Source organism: Bacillus sp. F9_6S_D1_P_5 (assembly GCF_054823925.1).
Genome location: NZ_JBTREW010000006.1, coordinates 78,817 through 101,025 on the forward strand (window position 1 = coordinate 78,817; position 22,209 = coordinate 101,025).

Sequence of the window (22,209 nt, forward strand, 5' to 3'; positions counted from 1 at the left end):
TCTTTTATTTTTAATCTTGAAGATTTGAATCTTCCGTGTCTTCCACACCAGAGTCTTCACCAATTCCGTGATGGTCACGAACAAAGAAGGCAATTTCCTCTCTTAAATCCGTATTCTCTTTTAGGAACTGCTTAGAATTTTCACGACCTTGCCCTAAACGCTCTTCATTATAAGAGTACCAAGCACCACTCTTTTGAACGATATCAAGTTCGGAAGCCATATCTAAGATTTCACCTTCTCTTGAAATACCTTCTCCGTACATAATATCAACTTCAGCAACACGGAATGGTGGTGCTACTTTATTTTTAACTACTTTTACTTTTGTTTTATTACCAACGATGTCGTTACCTTGCTTTAATTGCTCAGCACGACGCACTTCAAGACGAACAGTTGAATAGAATTTCAACGCACGACCACCTGGAGTTGTTTCTGGCACTATCTATAGATTTTCCATCTCTATAGTCCGGACTATCTCTTCATCTCTTTACAGAGAGCCTTGCACTTCCAGCAGTAGCCTATCATCTGCCGTACCCTACTCAGTTAACTAAAAGTCCTTTTCGGTAGTCTCTACACCTTCCCCATATAAATATGGAGCTTGGCACGGTATTACCCTCAATAATGGTGGGCTTCACCGTTAGCAACTATATGAATAGTTACACCCTTAGGCAATAAGGTTCACAAGGTTTTTTAACATGCTATCACTAGCAAGGGAAACCCATGGTAAACTCCTTAATCTTTACGATTAAGCAACTTGTAGTTGATTTCCGAACATAACCCCAACTTTTTCACGAATTTGGTTAATAAAGATTGCGATTGTTTTTGATTTATTAATTGCACCTGACAGCTTACGAAGTGCTTGAGACATTAAACGAGCTTGTAGACCTACGTGTGAGTCACCCATGTCTCCTTCAATCTCAGCTTTCGGTACAAGAGCTGCTACAGAGTCAATTACGATAATATCAACCGCGCCACTTCGTACAAGTGCTTCTGCGATTTCTAAACCTTGCTCCCCTGTATCAGGTTGTGATAATAGTAATTCATCTATGTTAACACCTAATTTTTGTGCATATACAGGATCCATCGCATGCTCCGCATCAATGAACGCTGCTTGTCCACCTTGACGTTGTACTTCAGCGATTGCGTGTAATGAAACTGTTGTTTTACCTGAACTTTCTGGTCCATAAATTTCGATAATACGGCCACGTGGGTATCCGCCTACCCCTAGTGCCACATCAAGTGCTAAAGAACCACTTGAAATTGTAGAAACTCTACGCTCCGCTTGTTCTCCTAATTTCATAATTGAACCTTTACCGAATTGCTTCTCTATTTGTTTTAACGCCATATCTAACGCTGCTTGACGATCACTCATTCAAAATTCCTCCTTAACTGAATTGCTAATCTTATTATACCTATTTTCAATTCAATTTGCCAACAAAAATCGAACATTTATTCGTTTTTTTTATTTTCCATTAAATAAAACTGCATTTAACCATTAAAAAAAAGCTAGAAGAGACTCATATCTCTTCTAGCTTTTTATACAAATGATAAAATCCGTACTTCACCGAGCGTTCCCTAATTTGTTGACGACTTCCGCTTAGATGAAGAGGAAAGACTACAGTTGGTTCATCTTTAATCGCCAGTCCAACAAATACTATTCCCGGCTCTTTATGTTCTGAAGCATCTGGTCCTGCTACCCCAGTGAAACTAACTCCGATATCTGCTTTTAATAATCCTCTAACATTTTCAGCAAGATAACGAGCACATTCTTGACTAACTGCACCGTCAGTAGCCAACACTTCCTCAGGTACATGTAGAACATGTTGCTTCACATCATTATGATAACAAATGACACCGCCTTTAAATATGGAAGACACACCAGCACTTTCTGTTACTTGATTCCCAAAGAGACCACCTGTTAAACTTTCTGCACACGCTAAAGTTAATCCTTTTTTCTTCAATAACTCTATCGCCTTATCATGCAGAAACTCTTGGTCATATCCATAGAAAAATTCTCCTACTCTTTCTAAAATCAAATCTTCCGTATGCTGGATGAGTTTCTGCGCTTCATAAGCACTTTGATGCTTAGCAGTTAAACGTAATGTCACTTCTCCATCATTCGCAAGCGGAGCGATTGTCGGGTTCGTTTGTCCATCAATTAAATCTTGAACTTTCACTTCTAATTGAGATTCCCCAATCCCGAAGAAGCGAAGCACACGAGAATAAATGTTTTCTCCTGTTGTAAAGTTACGTAAAAAGGGCTCTACATAACTTACATACATCGGCTTCATTTCTTTCGGTGGTCCTGGTAATAAAATATAAACTTTTCCGTTCTTATTTAACCCCATACCAGGCGCCATGCCGTGATCATTCGCAAATACAGTTGCTCCATTCAAAACGAGCGCCTGCTTTTTGTTATTCTCCGTGAATTCGCGACCTGTACGCTTAAAGTAATCGCTTATTGATGCTAATGCCTTTTCATCATATACAAGCTCTTCCCCTAAGCTAGATGCTATTGTTTCCTTCGTCAAATCATCTTTTGTCGGTCCTAATCCACCTGTAAAAATAAGCATGTCCGCGCGCTCTTCTGCAACTTCAATCGCCTGCTGTAATCGATTGTTATTATCCCCAACTACAGTATGGTAGTACACATTAATTCCGATTGAAGCTAACTTTTCAGATAAAAACTGGGCGTTTGTATTTGCAATTTGTCCAAGTAATAATTCTGTTCCAACCGCAATAATTTCAGCATTCATCCCAATTCCCCCATAAACTTCTATTTTGAGTTTACAAAAGCAGCTCTATTTTTCCAGAAATAATCCCATCCTGAAATAACAGTAAAAATTAATGCAATCCATATAAAGATATCAGCAACTGGAATATGGATTAAATTTAAAGGTACATCGTGTAATAAGTATGCCGCAATCGCGATAATTTGTGTCCATGTCTTAATTTTCCCTAGCTGATTTGCCGCAACTACTTCTCCTGTTCCAGCAAGTACAAGACGTAAACCAGTTACTGCAAACTCACGGCTTATAATGATAATAACGATCCAAGCAGGTACGTATTGCATCTCAACTAATGTGATAAGTGCTGCTGAAACAAGTAATTTATCAGCTAACGGATCAAGAAACTTCCCTAAATTTGTTACAAGATTATACTTTCTTGCGTAATGTCCATCAATCCAATCTGTAGCCGAAGCAACAATAAAGATAAGTGCCCCTACTAAATGTTGAATTGGTAAATCAACATCACCAATTGTGTATGAGCCCCAATCAAATGGTGCTAACATAATTACCATAAAAATTGGAATTAAGAAGATTCTAGATATTGTAATTTTATTTGGTAAATTCACAGCTATTCCTCCATCATATCAAAAACATTTGTTCATTGAAAAAAGTCATCGAAGCGATGACTGTTATTGTGCAGGTTGCTCTATCCCTTGGTTTTTTATCACCAATCTTTGGTGAAGTTCTTTTCCTGTATCCAATGGGTAAGCGACCACTTGGCCATTCAGTTTAACTTCAACATTCGTTGCATTCCCAATATTAAGTCGTACTTCTTTTACTGTTGATACATCATGTTTTTCTACTTGACCCTCTTGTACTGTAGTGTTTAGAATCACATTCCCCGCATCATCTTTAACATCTACATAACTCGCACCTTTACTCGATATTTCCAGTTCTAATGTTTTATTATTATGAATTTCCAAAGTAGATACTATACCAGTTGTTCCAACTACTTTCACTTCTTCTTTTCCAGTTGGCGGTGCTGGTTGTTCCTCTTTCTTTGGCTCTTCTTTCTTTGGTTCCTCTTTTTTCGGCTCTTCCGCTTTAACTTCATCTTTCTTCGTATCTAACGGAGAGTTTTCTGCTTTTTTAACTTCAATTTTCTCGCTTTGGGCATTCGGAACTTTCGCATCATCTTTTCCAGTTAACGCTTGGAAAACAAACCAAATTACCACTCCAAATGCAATTACTAACAGCGCAACTAAAATTTTCGGCATGTGATCTGCAATTGGCCATGATGAAGATTTTTGCATGGTTTCTTGCGTTTTTTGTCCTGTTGATACTTGTGGAACGTCGCGTTTTTCAGATTGTGGTATCGTACTCTGATATTCTACAAGCAATTCCTCTCCATTTAATCCAACCGCATCTGCGTATTGTTTAATGAATGCACGCGCATAAAAAGCTCCTGGCAATACATCATAATTGCCTTCCTCAATCGCTACTAAATGGCGTTTTTGAATTTTTGTAACCTCATGCAGCTGATCAATAGACAAGCCTTTCGTTCCTCTTGCTTCTTTCAGCTTTTGTCCTAATTCTGTCACTACTAACACCTCAATATTTCTTTAAAAGTCAAACATAGAGAAATTATTTTGCGTACCTTGCTCAATTTCATCTACTAAATTATATTGAATTTCTTCATCATAATCGTTACGTAACTCGATAATATAATCAAAATCATCTAATGTGTATTCTGACTGGCTCACAAATACATCAGGATGTTCCACAACTTTCGTTGCAGGCAATCTCATAATTTCACGAACGAGCTGCCAATGCCTTTCGTTAGCACGCTTTGTTGACACGATTCCATCTAAGATGAAAATATTGTCGTCGCTATACTCGTCTTCAATCAATTGACTACGAACCGTTTGCTTAATAAGAGTAGATGATACAAATAACCATCTTTTATTTGCGCAAACACTTGCGGCAACAATGGATTCTGTTTTTCCGACACGAGGCATTCCTCGTATTCCGATTAGTTTATGACCTTCTTTTTTCATTATTTCAGCCATAAAGTCTACAAGTAATCCTAACTCATCACGTACAAATCGAAATGTCTTCTTATCATCTGCATCTCGTTGTATGTACCTACCATGTCTAACCGCTAGCTTATCTCTTAGCTTTGGCGGACGATATTTCGTTACCGTTATGTTATCCATCGTATTTAAAATTGATTCAAGTCTAGAGATTTGCTCTTGATTATCACACATTAGGAGTAATCCACGCCTTGCATTATCTACACCATTAATTGTGACAATATTAATGCCGAGCATACCGATTAACGAAGAAACGTCACCAAGCAAGCCAGGTCGGTTTTTATGTATTTCATATTCAAAATACCATTCAATCATCCAAGATCACTCCCCTTGCTTACTTTACACCTACGTACTATATTATATGATTTCACCTTAATAGGGAAGCTAAATGTATAATCTATCCTGCGTTATTATTATACAAAAAAAATAGAGAGGAGATTCTCCTCTCTATTTTTTACTTATGTTGTACAAACTTCACCATTAAGTTTGCGATTGTATGTTGCTCTTGTTCGTCAGCAACTTTCCAAAGCTCAGATAATAATTTCTCTTGATCGTTGCGCGCTTCTACTTCATTTGCTAAATAGTCTCCAACACGAAATGCCATATCTGATACAGCACCACCATCAAGACCTTTTCCTTGCGCCTGTTCTAAACGTTCTCCTAAAAAGCTCTTCCATTGATCAAAATTATCTAAAACTGACATGTGTAAGCACCTCACTACTTAGTAATAGAATCATGCTTAATTTGTACAGTTTTTCATTTTTTATGTAAGAAATTTTTAGCAATGCCAACCGCCATTTACTCCGATAATTTGTCCCGTTATGTAAGATGCACCTGGTGATGCGAGAAATGATACTGTTTTCGCCACTTCTTCCGGTAATCCTAATCGTCCTAACGGTATCTCTTCAGCAATTTCATTTTTATCCTCTTCTGAAAATACGTTTAACATTTCCGTTTCAATTGCACCTGGCGCCACCGCATTCACTCTTACTCCACTTAATGAAACTTCTTTCGCTAAAGCTTTCACATATGAATTTTGTGCACCTTTCACCATCGAGTAAAGCACTTCACATGATGCGCCAATTTGTCCCCATATAGAAGAAACAAGTACAATATTGCCGCTTCTCCGCTGAATCATAGATGGCAATGCCATTGATAATAATTTATAGATACTCTTCACTTGAAGTTCTACCATAGAATTCAATTCGTCGTTCGTTACATCTGTTACGAGTCCAAATATACTCTTCCCAGCTGCATATACGATAACATCAAGAGGATGTTCAATTTGTTCCCACAATTGCTCTGCTCCATCAGCAGAAGCTAAATTCGCTTGAACGGGAATCACTTCACCGCATTCTTTCTGCAACTCATTCACTTTCTCTTCACCGTTATTATAATGAACATATACTGTATATCCATCTTGAATTAATTGTTTTGAAATAGCAGAGCCAATCCCTCCGCTCCCTCCAGTTACTAATGCATACTTTTTCATAAATTCCCTCTCTTATCTCTACAAACTCATTTTCATACAACTAAATAATACCCTCATCTTATCATTTCTTTATGACAAGATGAGGGTATTTTTATAAAACCTTTTATTTCTTCGGTAAAACCTGACAAACGCTCATTCTTTCTTCTGATAATAATGTTTTCGCTACTTCTTGTAAATCTTGAACAGTTACCCCTTCTAATACCGTTAATGCTTCAAACAGACTCGATTCATTAAATGCATATCGTGTAAACTGATTCGCAATATATTCCGGTGAATTCAATGAGCGTAAAAATCCACCTATTTTCTTTTTCTTCACTCGTTCTAATGCTGCCTCATCTAATTGATCATAATTTGTCTTTAATAATATACCTTTCAAACGCTCTTCTAGCTCATCAGGTTGCTTCGTATCGCCGCCTACCATTGCAAAACCGAAGTTATTCTCTTCCGTATAATCATACGAGAACGAATCATCAATTAGTCCTTCATTATATAAAGATTCGTAATGAACGGAGCTTTTTCCAAATAAATAATCTAAAAGTAACGTAAGCGCAATTTCTTGTTTTAAAAGGGCTTTTCCTTTTTCTTTTAAATTTGTCGCTTTAATACCCACTAAACATTTCGGTGTTTGTACAGGCATTGAAATAATTTTCTTTTTTTCATTTACCGCATCTGGTTCTTCTTCAAATGAACGTACAATTTCCGGCTGATTTTTATAGTCTTTTTTCGCTTGATTTTCACGCACTAAATCCATTGTTTTCTCTGGATCAATTGCGCCCACAACAAATAGTAACATATTGCTCGGATGATAAAACGTTTCATAACACTCGTATAATAGGTCTTTCGTAATTTTACTAATAGACTCGATTGTCCCTGCAATATCAATTTTAATTGGATGTTTTACAAATAAGCTATCAATTAACCCAAAGTATAAGCGCCAATCCGGATTATCTTGATACATTTGAATTTCTTGCCCAATAATCCCCTTCTCTTTCTCAACTGTTTTTTCAGAGAAGTACGGTTCTTGTACGAAGTTTAACAATGTATTTAAATTTTGTTCTACATTTGATGTACATGAAAAAAGGTAAGCTGTTCTTGTGAAAGATGTGAAAGCATTTGCTGATGCTCCTTGTTTACTAAACAATTGGAAAGCATCGTGATCTTCTTTTTCAAATAATTTATGCTCAAGAAAATGAGCAATTCCATCTGGCACACGAATCATTTCTTCTTTACCTAGTGGTACGAATGTATTATCCATAGAACCATATTTTGTCGTAAACGTTGCAAATGTTTTATTAAATCCTTGCTTCGGTAAAATATATACATCTAATCCATTAGGAAGTTTTTCATAATAGAGTGTCTCTTTTAATTGCTCATAAACAATTTTCTCCATTTATTCTCCCTCCGTTCCTTGTAAAAAGTAAATTGTATCTAGTTCAATATTTTTAGCAACTTTCACAATTTCTTCTTTCGTCACACTTTCAATACCTGTAAGCCATTCTTCAACTGGACGCGTACGGTCTGAAATAATGCCATGATACAGCATTTCCACAAATCCGCGCGGTGTATCAATCGCCTCTAATATTTGATTTTGAATGACACTTTTCGTTTGATGCATCTCTTCTTCAGAAAAATCACCATTTTGCATCGCTAACATTTGTTCTTTAATAATCTCAACAGCTTTTTCATAATTTTTCGCTTCGATCCCTGACATGACAAACAATAAGCCTTTATGACTTTCAAAGCGGGATGCTGCATAGTACGCTAAACTATTTTTTTCACGAACGTTAACGAATAACTTCGAATGAGAAAACCCTCCAAACAATCCATTGAACAATTGCAGTGCAAAATAATCTTCATCTTTATACGTAATAAACGTACGATAACCGATGTGTAATTTACTTTGTTTTAATTCTTGTTGTTCAACTACTTCTTTTTCTTCATTATTTCTCTTATGAAGAAGTACATTTCTTTCTCTGACAGGACGCGTTGAAATAGAAAAATACTTACTTACAAGATCCACTGCGTTTTCTGAAATATCACCAATAATGTATAGATCCATTTCATCCTCTGCTAACACTTTTTGATAATATTGATACAAACTTTCATTTGTAATAGAAGAAACACTCTCTTTTTTCCCATTTGCACTTAAACGATACGGTTCTACTTTGCACATTTCTTCAATTAAACGCTCGTTTGCATAGCGCATTTTATCATCGTACGTAGCTTCAATTCGTTGCAAGAGTGCTCTCTTTTCACTTTCTACGATAGAAGGTAGAAAACCATTTCCCTCTGTCGCTGGATGCAAAACGATATCCGATAACATAGAAAGTGCTTTTTCAAATAACGGTGGTGCATCATGTAAATAAACTTCATTTGCAATGTCTACATAAATAGAGATAATATGGTCTTCTCCTTTTTTACTTACATCTACTGCCAAAGAAGATCCATATAATTCTTCTAAATATTGACGAAGACGAATTACAGAAGGAAGCTTTTCTGTCGCACTTTGCAATACGTATGGCAATAGGGCACGCTCTGTCACCGTCTCCTCATTTAAAGGTGCCTTAAAACGAAATACAAAAGTATTTGTTTTATATTTATCAGTTGGAATAATATGTACTCGCAAACCACCTAACTCATGTAACTGTTGTTCCATTAGTTTCATTTATAGCCCTCCTTTACGTATGTAGGAATATTCCTCTTCAATATACAGTTTTTAGAAATAAAAAATCAACTTTTCTTCCTCACTATACTTACATTAACCTCTTTCTAAAAACTTTCATTTGTAAGGAACATCGTAAAATTCCGTATTAAATATAGTCTATGTAAAAAAGCCCGCACTAATGTGCGAGCTTTTTTATACTTATCGTTTTCCTTTTTCATAAGGAGTTCCTAACGCTTTCGGAGCTTCAGAACGACCTACAAAACCAACAAGTGCTAATATTGTGAATACATACGGTAATATCGTTAAGAATACACTTGGAATTTCTTTTAATACCGGAATTGTACCACCAGTTATTCCTAATGATTGAGCAAATCCGAAGAACAGAGCCGCTCCAAGAGCACCGAGTGGATTCCATTTACCGAAAATCATAGCTGCTAGCGCTAAGAAACCTTGTCCCGTAATTGTAGCACCTGAGAAGTTACCAGAAATCGACATAGCGAAGACCGCTCCACCTACTCCTGCAAACATACCAGATATAGCTACTGCAATATAACGCATTTTATATACGTTAATACCCATCGTATCTGCTGCCATTGGATGTTCACCAACCGCACGAAGACGAAGACCGAACGGTGTTTTAAAAATAACATACCAAACGACAAACGCTAAAATAATAGCAATATATGATGTTAACGGTACATTTGAGAAAAAGATTTTTCCAATTACCGGAATATCCGAAAGACCCGGAACATCGATTTTTTCAATGCGGTATTGAATGAAATCAGTTTGTCCTTTGCCAAAGATTTTCTTAATCGCAAATACTGTTAAACCAAGAGCTAAGAAGTTAATCGCTACCCCGCTCACCACTTGATCTGCACGGAATGTAATAGATGCTACTGCGTGAAGAAGTGCAAATAAGCCACTACCAATCGCTGCAAATAATAGTGCGATCCAAGGTGTCATCGATCCCCACGTATCACCCATTAATAACGTTGTAACAATACCGATAAATGCACCAAATAACATTAAACCTTCTAACGCTATATTTACAACTCCAGAACGTTCACTGAACACTCCACCTAACGCCGTAAAAATAAGTGGCGCTGCCGTATATAACGTACCCGTCACAAGAATGGCTAAAATATCTAAAAAGCTCATTTATTTTCCCTCCTTGCTCATGCGTGTAAGTGCCCAGCGTAAAACATAACTGCACGCAACAAAGAAAATAATACATGCAATAATAACGTTAATTAACTCAGAAGGTACATCTGCTTCAAAATTCATCTGTGGAGCTGCACTTTTCAAACCACCGAACAGTAAAGCTGCTAATAATATACCAAATGGATTATTTCCTCCTAGAAGCGCTACCGCAATCCCATCAAATCCGATACCAGTAAACGACGACATCGCCGTCATACTTTGGAATGTCCCTAATCCTTCCATAGCTCCACCAATTCCGGCAAAAGCACCCGCAATTGTCATTGATAATACAACATTACGCGATACTTTCATCCCTGCATATTGAGAAGCATTTTGGTTAAAACCAACCGATTTTAATTCATATCCTAACGTTGTTCTATCTAATAAGAACCACATTACAATTGCAACGATAATAGCTACAACAATTCCCCAGTGTAAACGAGATCCATCTGTCAATGAAGATAACCAATCAGAAGCTAACGAAGCACTTGCTTGTACATCATAAGATTTCTCATTACCTTCATGAATAAAACGTTTAATAAGGTCGTACGTAACATAAAGTGCAATGTAGTTCATCATAATTGTAACAATTACTTCATTTACTTTAAGCTTCCCTTTTAAATATCCAGGTATAAACCCCCATAAACCGCCGGCGATTGCTGCCACTAAAATAGATAACGGAATATGCAAAATTGCTGGTAACGACACTGCATATCCAAACCAAACAGCAGCAAGCCACCCAACTAATAACTGTCCTTCCACCCCAATATTGAAAAGACCTGTACGAAATGCAAATGCTACTGAAAGACCAGCTAGTACAAGCGGAATCATTGTACGCAATGTCTCACCGATAGCTTGTGGATTACCAACCATTCCTTCCCAAAGTGCGGCATATCCAACAATTGGATCATATCCACTAACTAACATTACAATGGCACCAACAAGTAAACCGAAAACTACGGATAACACAGGTACTAAAATATTAATTGTTCGTTCTGTTAAAAATTTTTTAGCCATTTGTGTTCACCTTCTCTTTCCCTGTCCCGCCGGCCATCAATAACCCAAGCTGTTGTTCATTTGTTTCTTTCGCATCAACAATTGCCACGATTTTCCCTTCATATATAACAGCAACTCGATCACTTACATTTAAAATTTCATCCAGCTCTAAAGATAAAAGTAATACTGCCTTCCCATTATCTCTCTGCTCGATTAATTTTTTATGAATAAATTCAATCGCACCTACATCTAAACCACGTGTTGGCTGCGCTGCAATTAATAAGTCTGGATTACGATCTACTTCACGTGCGATAATTGCCTTTTGTTGGTTTCCACCAGATAGAGCACGAGCTAACGTGTGTTCACCAGGTGTACGTACATCAAACTGTTCAATAAGCGCTTTTGCTTTTTCTGTAATCTTACTAAAATTTAAAATCCCTTTCTTTGAAAATGGATTTTTATAGTATGTTTGTAAAACAATATTGTCCCGAACAGAAAAATCGAGAACAAGTCCGTGTTTATGACGGTCTTCAGGAATGTGACCAATCCCCTCTTCTGTTATTCTTCGAACAGGCCAATTCGTTATTTCTTTTCCTTTAATTGCAATAGAACCTGACTCAACTTTTCGTAAACCAGTAATCGCCTCTATTAATTCACTTTGACCATTTCCATCAATCCCTGCAATCCCAACGATTTCTCCTGCACGAACAGTTAAGTCAAGGCCTTTTACAGCAGGTAACTTACGCGTATCATGAACAATTAGGTTTGCAATAGATAGTACTTCTTCCATTGGTTTAGCTTCTATTTTTTCTGTTTTAAAATTCACTTGACGTCCGACCATTAACTCTGCAAGTTTATGCTCATCCGTTTCCGCTACATCAACAGTACCAATCCCCTTACCTTTACGAATAATTGTACAACGATCGCAAACTTCCATAATTTCTTTTAACTTATGTGTAATCAGAATGATAGATTTCCCCTCTTGCACAAGCTTTTTCATAATTTGAATCAACTCATGAATTTCTTGAGGAGTTAACACCGCAGTTGGCTCATCAAATATTAAAATCTCAGCACCACGATAAAGAGTCTTTAATATTTCAACCCTTTGCTGCATCCCAACAGAAATATCTTCAATTTTCGCATGTGGATCAACAGCTAAACCGTACTGTTCAGATAATTGCTTAATTTCTTTTGCGGCTTCTTCAACAGCAATTTTTCCATTTTTCTTTGGTTCATTTCCGAGAATAATATTCTCTGTAACTGTAAAATTATGAACAAGCATAAAATGCTGATGGACCATCCCAATACCAAGGTCATTTGCTATATTCGGATTCGTAATTTCAACAGGTTTCCCTTTAATTTTGATTTCTCCCTGTTCTGGTTGATACAAACCGAACAGCACATTCATCAGCGTTGATTTCCCTGCACCATTTTCTCCAAGTAAAGCATGTATTTCTCCCTGTTTTACTTGCAGCGTAATATCATCATTCGCTACAATGCCTGGGAATACTTTTGTAATATTGTTCATCTCAATTACGTATTCCATTTTGTTCCTCCTTTTAGCAGGGAACACTCCCTAATTACACTCTATTAAAAGTATTTTTATATATGCAAAGGTTAGTTCTACGAACTAACCTTTGCTATTTCTCTATTATTATTTCTTTAGAGAAGCTTCATATGTTTTATATTCTTCGTCAGTTGCAGGTACTTTAATTTCACCAGCAGTAATTTTCTTCTCAAAATCTTCTATTTTAGTTAAAATTTCTGGGTTTACTTTTTTCACATTATCAGTTGTTTTCGCAATACCAACGCCATCATCTTTTAAACCAAACTCTTCTACTTTACCGCCTTTTAACTTACCATCTTTCGCTTCTTGTGCTACTTTTGCTACTGCAACATCAACACGTTTTACCATCGAAGTTAAAGTTACGTTTTCAGGCATACCTTCTTGATTTTGGTCACGGTCAACACCGATTACCCAAACGTTTTCACCTTTTTTCTTACGGTTTTTCGCTTCTGTGAATACACCGTTACCAGTTGCACCTGAAGCATGATAAATTACGTCAACTCCACCACCGTACATTGCTGAAGCTAATACAGATCCTTTTTCTGGCTTATCAAATGCATCAGCATATTGTGATACGATTTCGATATTTGGATTTACTGCTTTTGCACCAGCTTTGAAACCTGATTCAAATTTTGTAATTAATGGGCTTTTCACACCACCAACAAATCCAACTTTATTTGATTTTGTCGTCATTGCTGCTACAGCACCAACTAAGAATGAACCTTCGTGGTCTTTAAATGTAATACTTGTTACGTTTGGCTTTTCTACAACTGTATCTACAATCGCAAATTGCTCTTTTGGATACTGCTCGGCCACTTTTTCGATTGATTTTTCCATTAAGTAACCAATACCAAATGTTGTGTTATAATGATCTTTCGCAAACTTCGTTAAGTTCGGGATATAATCAGCATCTTTACTTGATTGAAGATAACGATATCCTTCATTTTTCTTTAAATTATTGTCTTTACCGAATTTCGTTAAACCTTCCCAAGCTGATTGGTTAAATGATTTGTCATCAACGCCCCCAACATCTGTAACCATACCAACTTTAAACTCTTTTTTGTCGCTACTCGCTTTATCCGAGTTACCACACGCACCTAAAACCGCACTTGCTGCTAATGTTAATGATAATAAAAGACCTGTTTTTTTCTTCATACTAGAAACCCCTCCTGAAATGAATTGTCTATTTTTTTATACGCTGCTGTCCCTAACTTCTTGCTGTCACCTCCCTAAAAAGGAACTTACCTACATACGTTTTCTTAATACGTGGAAGCTAAACTTATCAGCTCTAAAGTAATTAATAGAATATAAGATTGGCTCATCATTTTGATCATAGTGCATTTGTTTTAATACTAGCAGTGCTGTCTCTGGTTCACATTCTAAAATCGGTGAGATTTTCGGATGATAGCCAATTGGCTCAATATGAGCAACCGCATATGTTATGCGCTTATGCGTGTTATTATGTATCACCGTTAGTAACGATTCTTCATTGTATCCCGATAAATCCGGCAAGATTTCTTTTGCAAGTTTATCGATACAATATACAACAGGTTCCCCATCTGCTGTACGCACACGCTCGATCATCACTGCATTAAAACCATCTTCACTATTAAACTTCTCTTTTTCTTCTTCTGTTAAACTTGTTGTAGATGATGATAGAAAGATAGTTCCTGGTGTTTTCCCCACACTAGAAATCATATCTGTAATACTAGAAAGTTGTTCAATCCCAGAAGAAAATAACGGCTTAGCATTTACAAATGTTCCTACACCATGTCTACGAATGACAACATTTTCTTCTTCTAAAATACGCAGTGCTTCCCTTAAAGTCGCTCTACTTACGCCAAGTTCTTTCGCTAAATCAAACTCTGATGGTAACTTTTGTCTTTCTTTGTAAGCTCCATCTTTAATTTTTTCTTTGATGTGATCAATCACCCGTAAATATAGGTGACGACTATCGGATTTTACTGACATAAGACTCCCCCGCATTTCAATTATTCGACCTCTGATGTAAGACTTCTTTTCTCTTTTTTCAACTTACAACATAATAAAAATTACTAAACAGTAAAAATAAGCACAATTGTCGAATAAATATCAATAATTTTTTAAGATGAAATTTTCACTCTTTACTGCATAAAAAAAACTTTGCACCATAAACATTCCTCATTTCGAGAAAAAGTTCGGCACAAAGATCTCTTACATCCTTTGTTACACACTTTTCCCCTCATAGTCCAGCAATTCATGGTTGCCAGGTAGAAACTTATGGACCTTATCTCCAAGATTATATGAGGCAGTGATTCTTTTCGAAGTAATCTTACCACTTGCTCCCATACGTGTCAACAAAATTTAACATTTTTCCACATTAAATATCGAACGTTCACAAAAAACAACACCAAAGTATTCGTATTCTAAAGAATCACTCCAAATGTAAGCCCTTTCTTTATCTCTGAACATAGTATATAACAAAACCAGCATATAAAAAAGCCTAATTGTAAAAACAATTAGGCTTTTTTTATGAACTTTTTTCTTGTACATCATTAATGAGCACTTCTCGTGGTTTACTACCTTCATACGGACCTACTACACCATTCATTTCCATTGCATCAATTAAACGAGCAGCTCGCGTATAACCAACTCTAAACCTACGTTGCAACATAGAAACAGATGCCGTTTGCATTTCCACTACGAGCTGAACTGCTTCATCATATAATTCATCTTCTACTTCCTGCTTCGTATCAGGAACATCTTGCGGAATCATATCTTCTTGATATTGCGCTTTTTGCTGACCAATAACATATTCTACAACTCTCTCAACTTCATCATCTGATAAAAACGCACCTTGTACACGTACAGGCTTCGATGCACCAATTGGTATAAACAGCATATCTCCACGACCTAGTAGTTTCTCTGCACCACCGCCGTCAAGAATTGTACGAGAATCTGTTTGAGAAGATACAGCGAATGCAATACGTGATGGAATATTCGCTTTAATAACTCCCGTAATGACATCAACTGATGGACGCTGCGTTGCGATAATTAAATGAATACCAGCTGCACGAGCCATTTGCGCTAGACGCATAATCGCATCCTCTACATCCGATGAAGCAACCATCATTAAATCTGCTAACTCGTCCACAATTACGACAATATAAGGTAATTCCGGTTGTTTCGCTTCTGATTGATTATTATGTTCTTTTATATAATCATTATATCCTTCAATATTTCGCGTGCCACTATGAGCAAACAACTCATAACGACGTTCCATTTCACTCACAACTTTTTTCAATGCTTGTGAGGCCTTTTTCGGATCAGTTACAACTGGTGTTAATAAATGAGGCACACCATTATATACATTTAACTCTACCATTTTCGGATCGATCATCATTAATTTTACTTCATGTGGTTTTGCACGCATTAAAATACTAACAATAATACCGTTAATACATACACTTTTCCCGCTACCTGTCGCACCGGCCACTAGTAAATGGGGCATTTTATTTAAACGGGCTAATACAGCTTCACCTGTAATATCTCGTCCAAGACCAATTAATAACTTCTCTTCAGGGTGATTATTAGCTTTAGAATCAAGAACTTCTCTAAGCGTTACCATAGACACTTCTGAGTTTGGAACTTCAATTCCTACAGCTGATTTCCCGGGAATAGGTGCTTCAATACGAATGTCTTTCGCAGCTAAAGCAAGTGCTAAATCATCACTTAAACTAACGATTTTGCTTACCTTTACTCCCATATCAGGATACACTTCATATTTTGTAACTGCAGGACCTCTATGTACTTTTGTTACTTTCGCTTTCACTCCAAAGCTTTGGAAAGTACGTTCCAATTTACGAGCATTCTCATAAATTTCCGCATTTTCATTTGTAACTTGCTTATTCTTTGGAAATTTCAATATATCAAGTGCGGGAAGCTTGTAATCTTTATTTTCTACATTTGAAAATTGCATAGGAGGCGCTTGTGTTTCTCCTTCTAGCGATTCAACGATTTTTTCTCCACGCTTTTTCTTCGGCTCTTCAATTGGCGGAGCCTCTTCGATAAATGGTGAAGTGATTAACTCTTCTTCCTCTACTTCAATTCGTTTATCCTCTTCTTCATTTACTGGATAATTTTCAGTGAAATTTGAAATAATCGGAGGATCAATTGAGATTTCTTCCATCGGCTCAACAATTTCTTCTTGTTCTGCAGCACGTTTGCTCCTTGTGCTTCTTGTTGTTTTTTTCTTTTCTGTTTGTTCAGCCGTTCTTTTCGCTCTCCAATCTTTATAGTCCCCTTGCATCACTTGAAATTGACTTCTAAGGATTCTACCAACTGGAGCTAACACTTCTCCAATATGCTTATTTGTTATACAAAGTATACCGAGAATAACTAAAATAATACCAATAATATAAGCTCCTACTTCGTCAAACAAGAAATAACAAGTCGCGAACATAAGCGCACCAAACATGCCACCACCTAAATGAACACTATCTGGCCCTTTTTTCATTTCAAGAAAGAAATTATCTTTCGTACTCACAATAACAGAAGTATTTTGCACTGCTCCATCTTTCGTAAGAAGGTTAAATAATGTAATATGACTAAACATTAATATCGCCAATACTATTAAATAAAAACCGATTAACCGTTTATTTAAAAGGTTCGGCCATCCACGTTTTATAACGAATGAAACGGATAAAGCTATTACACCTAACACACCAATTATGTACCACTCACCAAAGAAGAAGCGAAAAAATAACACAAACGATTTTCCTACAACACCTAGCTGTAAAATCGTAATGATTGAAAGTGCAAAAAGAGTTAAACCGACGATTTCATAATACAAAGTTGGCTTTATCGTACGTCTTGCCTTTGCCTTTGTCCCTCTTTGCTTTTGTTTTGCCATTTCTTCACCTCGTGTTCTACATATACGTAAAGCCTCCTAAAAACTCTACTCATATGTCTGTTTTCTCTATTTTTTCAGGTCTCTATATCTTCTATTTTTACACTTCTTGTAAAATGTTAAATAAACAGAAGAAAGCAGCCCTCTCATGGCTGCTCAACCGTCTTGTTTTTTATATTATACCATAGCTTCTAAACAAAATCCTTCTTTTTACTAAAAGGTTATTTTCTGACCAGGCTCAAACTCTAAGTAGTGAAACGGATCCGTACTTAATACACGTACAATCGAATAATACCCATGTTCTTCTTCTGAAACCATTAATTCAACACCATTTATATTTACGATTTTTTGACTTTCACATTGCGAATAATCGGGTGGATACACTTGTTGCTCTGGCATAATTGTATATAAAATCATTGTAACATTGTCCCTTCTGTACTATCATCTCCGCGAGCATCTATTAATTCATTCAGTTTTCGAATCGCATTTCCGATACCACCGACATCATCTATAAGACCATACTTCACTGCATCTCCACCAATTACATTCGTACCAATATCTCGCGTTAAATTTCCTTTCGCAAACATAAGCTCTTTAAAACGATCTTCCGTTACTTTCGAATGCTTCGTCACAAATCGAATGACTCTTTCTTGCATTTTATCTAAATACTCAAATGTTTGCGGCACACCTATAACAAGCCCTGTTAGGCGAATAGGATGGATTGTCATCGTCGCAGTTTCCGCAATAAATGAATAATCCGTAGAAACAGCAATTGGTACACCAATAGAATGTCCTCCGCCCAGAACAAGTGATACAGTCGGCTTTGAAAGTGAAGCGACCATTTCAGAAATTGCTAGCCCGGCTTCAACGTCACCTCCGACCGTGTTTAATATTAAAAGTAAACCTTCTATTTTCGGATTTTGTTCAATCGCAACAATTTGCGGAATGATATGCTCATATTTTGTTGTTTTATTTTGCGGCGGCAATTGGACATGACCTTCCACCTGTCCAATAATTGTTAAACAATGAATACGCGATTCATTCATTTGTGGTACATTCGTTTGTCCAAGCTGTTGAATTTTTTCCACTATTGAAGCTTCTTTTCCAGTTTCTTTCGGCTCAGCCTCTTTCTCTTCATTTGTATAATGATCACGTTCTGTCATATCGCATCCCCTTTCACTCGTATATCACTATTATTTCTTAAGTTATAAATTTCATTCGATAGAGTTTAAAAAGAAAAAAAGATCACCCGTAAAGGTGACCTTTTTTAAACTTCCATAATAATCGGTAAAATCATAGGTTTTCTCTTTGTCTCTTCGTACAAGAACTGTCCTAATAATTCACGAATATTTTGTTTTAGCATAGACCATTCAATTGAATATTCTTTAATTGATTGCTCAACAATCATACGTACAATCTCTGTAGAGCGGTCAATTAACGCTTCTGATTCACGTACATACACAAAACCACGTGAAATGATTTCTGGACCAGAAACAATTTTCTTTTCATCCTTACCAAGTGTTACAACAACTACTAATATTCCATCTTGAGATAACATTTTTCTATCGCGAAGAACGATATTACCAACGTCACCTACACCTAATCCATCAATTAATACATTGCCAGCTTGCACTTTACCAACTAAGTTCGCTTCATCGTCACCAAAACCAATTACATCGCCTTTTTCTACGATAAAGATATTTTCTCTTGCAATACCTACATCTTCAGCTAAGTATGCATGTGCTTTTTGCATACGGAACTCACCATGTACGGGTACAAAATATTTCGGTTTCATTAAATTTAACATTAATTTTAATTCTTCTTGGCTACCGTGACCTGAAACGTGAACTTTTCTTTCACCGTAATAAACAACTTCAGCTCCCGCTCTAAATAACAAGTCGATAATTTTTGATACAGATATTTCATTACCCGGAATTGGAGAAGCCGCAATAATAACCGTATCACCTTTACGAATTGAAATTTGTTTATGAGCTTGCTTCGCCATTCTAGAAAGGGCCGCCATTGGTTCACCTTGGCTACCTGTCGTTAAAATAGCTACCTTTTTCTCTGGGAAATTGTCTACTTCTTGTAGTGAAATAACCATACCTTCTGGAACATCTAAATAACCAAGACGTCTTGCGATATCTACTACTTTCACCATACTACGTCCTACAACCGCTACTTTTCGTCCTGTTTCAGCAGCTGCATCAAATACTTGTTGAATACGATGTACATTCGATGCAAATGAAGCAACGATAATACGTCCTTCTGCGCCGTAGAACACTTTAGAAATTTCTACACCAACTTCTTTTTCAGAACCTGTATAGCCTGGACGCTCAGCATTTGTACTATCAGATAATAAGCATAGTACGCCTTCATTTCCGATTTGAGCCATTTTTCCAAGATCTGCTCCACTATTTCCAATTGGAGTTTGATCGAATTTAAAGTCTCCTGTATATACAATCGCACCTTTTGATGTATGGAAACAAACACCAACAGAATCTGGAATACTATGTGTCGTTCCAAAGAATGACACCGTTGTAGTATTAAACTCTACTGTTGAATTTGAATCGATTGTTTTTAAGTCTACACGGCCTAACATACCCGCTTCGCCAAGTTTTTCTTGTATAAGTCCTACTGTTAATTTTGTTGCATACACTGGAATAGATAATTTACGAAGTACGTAAACAATACCACCAATATGATCTTCATGACCATGAGTAATAAATAAACCTTTTACTCGCTCTTGATTTTCCACTAAATATGTAATATCAGGAATAACGATATCAATTCCAAACATTTCATCTCCCGGGAACATTAACCCTGCATCTACAATAAAGATTTCAGAATCAATTTCAACACAGTACATGTTTTTCCCGATTTCACCTACTCCACCAAGAGCAAATACTTTAACAGACTCATTCTCTTTTCTCTTCATGTTGTTGCCTGGTTTAAAAATCTTTCAAACACTGATTTCACTAAAATTGCAGAGACACCAGGGGAAACTCTACAACCACCATATATTCACCGTCCAAGACGAATGTCCTTACCGTTATGCGATATCATGTCCTTGTTTATTTTTTAAACCAGGTTTCACCTCTCTTTCATTATATAAATCAAATATCTTATTCGATATGATATGAAAATGTAATCAAATTATAATTTTTACCAATTTTGCTAAGCATACCCGTACTAAGCTACTTAGCCATATTATACCTGATACAAGAAATAGAACACAAGTTAAATCGTGCGAAAGAATAGGTAAAAGAACGGAATTATAACAAAAGTATCGAACGTATTTCCTTTATATTCACTTCGATTTTACACTCCATATTATTTTGAAGAAATAGCCATAAATACGCTAAATTTATTTCATAATATGGAGTTTCAAGACTTTTTTTCTAGAATTGAACAAAAACACTTACAAAATGGAGTTTTTTTATGAATCACGTCACAATTGAAGGGAAATTCTCTAAAAAACAGAAGCGGTAGTTTATTACGTTTATACTACTGTTTATTCTATAATCACTATAATTTTTTGATTCATTTCACGGGGTACGATTATTTTCTTATATATGTTGTAATTCATAATGAAAAAAAACGGTTAATGATCTTATAAGAAGAAATATAAATGAGAAAAGAGAAGAAAAGATTTTCATACAATAAAAAAATGACCTAGTTCTACACTAGGTCATTTTTTATTAACGAGGGATAGATTGCATAACAGATTGTAACGTTGCTCTTTCTTCTTCTGTTAATGGAAGAAGTGGTAAACGTACAGAACCTACATCTAATCCAACCATTTGTAACGCTGTTTTTACTGGTGTTGGGCTTGGCGCCATAAATAATGAATCCGTTACTCTTACAAGTAATTGATGTAATTTTTGCGCCTTCTTAAATTCACCAGCTTGGAATGCTGCAATCATTTCTTGCATCTCATTTCCGATAACATGAGATGCTACAGAAACGATACCTTTCGCTCCAACTGCCATAGCTGGTAACGTTAAACCGTCATCACCGCTGTATACTGCAAAGTCGTCCGCTGTTTTTTCAATGATTTCTGTCATTGTTAACACATCGCCGCCTGCATCTTTAATCGCAACAATGTTTTCTATTTCTGATAAACGAACAACTGTATCAACGGAGATTTGTACAATAGATCGTCCTGGAACGTTATATAGCATAACCGGAAGTGGCGTGCTTTCAGCAATTGCTTTAAAGTGCTGATACATTCCTTCTTGACTCGGTTTGTTATAATACGGTGCTACTAGCATTACTGCGTCCACACCAACTTCTGTTGCCTTTTTAGTTAAATCAATAGAAGCATGCGTATTATTGCTACCTGTTCCAGCGATTACGGGCACCCTTTTATCGACAACAGATACGACATGGCGATATAACGCTACTTTTTCTTCTGAAGTTAATGTAGGAGATTCTCCTGTCGTTCCTCCTACCACGATTGCTGTTGTACCGTTATCTATTAAATAATTTACCAATTTCGTTGTCTTTGCAAAATCGATATTTCCGTTTTTATCAAACGGAGTTACCATCGCGGTTGCAATTGTCCCAAAATCTATCATGG

At 36.5% G+C, this 22,209-nt stretch carries 18 protein-coding genes, 2 pseudogenes and 1 riboswitch; all 20 genes and pseudogenes read right to left on the reverse strand.

Annotated elements, in window-relative coordinates:
• Nucleotides 1-10: 10 nt before the first annotated feature.
• Nucleotides 11-433 (reverse strand): annotated as a pseudogene (locus ACUXEY_RS09440) (recombinase RecA family protein); the annotation flags it as partial.
• 327 nt (nt 434-760) lie between these two features.
• Nucleotides 761-1,369: pseudogene (gene recA, locus ACUXEY_RS09445) on the reverse strand (recombinase RecA); the annotation flags it as partial.
• Nucleotides 1,370-1,514: 145 nt separating this feature from the next.
• Entirely contained in the window at nt 1,515-2,753 is a 1,239-nt protein-coding gene (gene cinA, locus ACUXEY_RS09450) for a competence/damage-inducible protein CinA (RefSeq protein ID WP_429599390.1), read from the reverse strand.
• A 20-nt stretch (nt 2,754-2,773) separates the two neighbouring features.
• A complete protein-coding gene (pgsA, locus tag ACUXEY_RS09455) occupies nt 2,774-3,352 on the reverse strand; it encodes a CDP-diacylglycerol--glycerol-3-phosphate 3-phosphatidyltransferase (RefSeq protein WP_001052973.1) in 579 nt (192 codons plus the stop codon).
• A 63-nt stretch (nt 3,353-3,415) separates the two neighbouring features.
• Nucleotides 3,416-4,327: a helix-turn-helix domain-containing protein gene (locus tag ACUXEY_RS09460; RefSeq protein ID WP_461300563.1), complete on the reverse strand. Its 912-nt coding sequence runs from the start codon at nt 4,325-4,327 to the stop codon at nt 3,416-3,418.
• Between the two features lie 21 nt (nt 4,328-4,348).
• Nucleotides 4,349-5,134 carry a DUF3388 domain-containing protein gene (locus tag ACUXEY_RS09465; protein WP_000574107.1) on the reverse strand — a complete coding sequence of 262 codons (786 nt, stop codon included), beginning with the start codon at nt 5,132-5,134 and terminating at the stop codon, nt 4,349-4,351.
• A gap of 139 nt (nt 5,135-5,273) precedes the next feature.
• The gene (locus tag ACUXEY_RS09470; RefSeq protein ID WP_048530457.1) at nt 5,274-5,522 is read right to left on the reverse strand and encodes a DUF3243 domain-containing protein; all 249 of its coding nucleotides are present in this window, start codon (nt 5,520-5,522) and stop codon (nt 5,274-5,276) included.
• A 75-nt stretch (nt 5,523-5,597) separates the two neighbouring features.
• Nucleotides 5,598-6,311: an elongation factor P 5-aminopentanone reductase gene (ymfI, locus tag ACUXEY_RS09475; RefSeq protein ID WP_098345292.1), complete on the reverse strand. Its 714-nt coding sequence runs from the start codon at nt 6,309-6,311 to the stop codon at nt 5,598-5,600.
• A gap of 103 nt (nt 6,312-6,414) precedes the next feature.
• Entirely contained in the window at nt 6,415-7,701 is a 1,287-nt protein-coding gene (yfmH, locus tag ACUXEY_RS09480) for an EF-P 5-aminopentanol modification-associated protein YfmH (protein ID WP_048530459.1), read from the reverse strand.
• Nucleotides 7,702-8,976 (reverse strand): EF-P 5-aminopentanol modification-associated protein YfmF, encoded by a 1,275-nt coding sequence (gene yfmF / locus ACUXEY_RS09485; RefSeq protein WP_071758851.1) that lies wholly within the window; start codon nt 8,974-8,976, stop codon nt 7,702-7,704.
• Between the two features lie 198 nt (nt 8,977-9,174).
• Complete coding sequence (locus ACUXEY_RS09490; RefSeq protein ID WP_166702048.1) at nt 9,175-10,134, reverse strand: ABC transporter permease; 960 nt, start codon at nt 10,132-10,134, stop codon at nt 9,175-9,177.
• On the reverse strand, nt 10,135-11,193 hold the full coding sequence (locus ACUXEY_RS09495) for an ABC transporter permease (protein WP_210625266.1): 1,059 nt from the start codon (nt 11,191-11,193) through the stop codon (nt 10,135-10,137).
• Nucleotides 11,186-12,718, reverse strand: a complete 1,533-nt coding sequence (locus tag ACUXEY_RS09500) for an ABC transporter ATP-binding protein (RefSeq protein WP_429599407.1) — start codon at nt 12,716-12,718, stop codon at nt 11,186-11,188. Before ACUXEY_RS09500 ends, ACUXEY_RS09495 begins: the two co-directional genes overlap by 8 nt.
• A gap of 108 nt (nt 12,719-12,826) precedes the next feature.
• Nucleotides 12,827-13,894, reverse strand: coding sequence for a BMP family lipoprotein (locus tag ACUXEY_RS09505; protein WP_461300564.1), 1,068 nt, complete (start codon nt 13,892-13,894; stop codon nt 12,827-12,829).
• A 90-nt stretch (nt 13,895-13,984) separates the two neighbouring features.
• The gene (locus tag ACUXEY_RS09510) at nt 13,985-14,710 is read right to left on the reverse strand and encodes a GntR family transcriptional regulator (RefSeq protein WP_000114176.1); all 726 of its coding nucleotides are present in this window, start codon (nt 14,708-14,710) and stop codon (nt 13,985-13,987) included.
• Nucleotides 14,711-14,943: 233 nt separating this feature from the next.
• Nucleotides 14,944-15,045, reverse strand: a riboswitch (purine riboswitch).
• 203 nt (nt 15,046-15,248) lie between these two features.
• Nucleotides 15,249-17,630 carry a DNA translocase FtsK gene (locus ACUXEY_RS09515; RefSeq protein ID WP_166702044.1) on the reverse strand — a complete coding sequence of 794 codons (2,382 nt, stop codon included), beginning with the start codon at nt 17,628-17,630 and terminating at the stop codon, nt 15,249-15,251.
• A gap of 210 nt (nt 17,631-17,840) precedes the next feature.
• Nucleotides 17,841-18,044 (reverse strand): YlzJ-like family protein, encoded by a 204-nt coding sequence (locus ACUXEY_RS09520; protein WP_461300565.1) that lies wholly within the window; start codon nt 18,042-18,044, stop codon nt 17,841-17,843.
• On the reverse strand, nt 18,041-18,790 hold the full coding sequence (gene tepA / locus ACUXEY_RS09525) for a translocation-enhancing protein TepA (RefSeq protein WP_166702043.1): 750 nt from the start codon (nt 18,788-18,790) through the stop codon (nt 18,041-18,043). Before tepA ends, ACUXEY_RS09520 begins: the two co-directional genes overlap by 4 nt.
• 104 nt (nt 18,791-18,894) lie before the next feature.
• Complete coding sequence (locus ACUXEY_RS09530) at nt 18,895-20,565, reverse strand: ribonuclease J (RefSeq protein ID WP_000823086.1); 1,671 nt, start codon at nt 20,563-20,565, stop codon at nt 18,895-18,897.
• A gap of 763 nt (nt 20,566-21,328) precedes the next feature.
• Complete coding sequence (gene dapA, locus ACUXEY_RS09535; protein WP_210625270.1) at nt 21,329-22,207, reverse strand: 4-hydroxy-tetrahydrodipicolinate synthase; 879 nt, start codon at nt 22,205-22,207, stop codon at nt 21,329-21,331.
• Nucleotides 22,208-22,209: the final 2 nt, after the last annotated feature.

What these genes read in the sequence shown, in the direction of transcription:
- cinA (WP_429599390.1), bottom strand. Translation starts at nt 2,753, where the DNA reads ATGAATGCTGAAATTATTGCGGTTGGAACAGAATTATTACTTGGACAA.
- ACUXEY_RS09465 (WP_000574107.1), bottom strand. Translation starts at nt 5,134, where the DNA reads ATGATTGAATGGTATTTTGAATATGAAATACATAAAAACCGACCTGGC.
- ACUXEY_RS09470 (WP_048530457.1), bottom strand. Translation starts at nt 5,522, where the DNA reads ATGTCAGTTTTAGATAATTTTGATCAATGGAAGAGCTTTTTAGGAGAA.
- ymfI (WP_098345292.1), bottom strand. Translation starts at nt 6,311, where the DNA reads ATGAAAAAGTATGCATTAGTAACTGGAGGGAGCGGAGGGATTGGCTCT.
- yfmH (WP_048530459.1), bottom strand. Translation starts at nt 7,701, where the DNA reads ATGGAGAAAATTGTTTATGAGCAATTAAAAGAGACACTCTATTATGAA.
- yfmF (WP_071758851.1), bottom strand. Translation starts at nt 8,976, where the DNA reads ATGAAACTAATGGAACAACAGTTACATGAGTTAGGTGGTTTGCGAGTA.
- ACUXEY_RS09490 (WP_166702048.1), bottom strand. Translation starts at nt 10,134, where the DNA reads ATGAGCTTTTTAGATATTTTAGCCATTCTTGTGACGGGTACGTTATAT.
- ACUXEY_RS09495 (WP_210625266.1), bottom strand. Translation starts at nt 11,193, where the DNA reads ATGGCTAAAAAATTTTTAACAGAACGAACAATTAATATTTTAGTACCT.
- ACUXEY_RS09500 (WP_429599407.1), bottom strand. Translation starts at nt 12,718, where the DNA reads ATGGAATACGTAATTGAGATGAACAATATTACAAAAGTATTCCCAGGC.
- ACUXEY_RS09505 (WP_461300564.1), bottom strand. Translation starts at nt 13,894, where the DNA reads ATGAAGAAAAAAACAGGTCTTTTATTATCATTAACATTAGCAGCAAGT.
- ACUXEY_RS09510 (WP_000114176.1), bottom strand. Translation starts at nt 14,710, where the DNA reads ATGTCAGTAAAATCCGATAGTCGTCACCTATATTTACGGGTGATTGAT.
- ACUXEY_RS09515 (WP_166702044.1), bottom strand. Translation starts at nt 17,630, where the DNA reads ATGGCAAAACAAAAGCAAAGAGGGACAAAGGCAAAGGCAAGACGTACG.
- ACUXEY_RS09520 (WP_461300565.1), bottom strand. Translation starts at nt 18,044, where the DNA reads ATGATTTTATATACAATTATGCCAGAGCAACAAGTGTATCCACCCGAT.
- tepA (WP_166702043.1), bottom strand. Translation starts at nt 18,790, where the DNA reads ATGACAGAACGTGATCATTATACAAATGAAGAGAAAGAGGCTGAGCCG.
- ACUXEY_RS09530 (WP_000823086.1), bottom strand. Translation starts at nt 20,565, where the DNA reads ATGAAGAGAAAAGAGAATGAGTCTGTTAAAGTATTTGCTCTTGGTGGA.
- dapA (WP_210625270.1), bottom strand. Translation starts at nt 22,207, where the DNA reads ATGATAGATTTTGGGACAATTGCAACCGCGATGGTAACTCCGTTTGAT.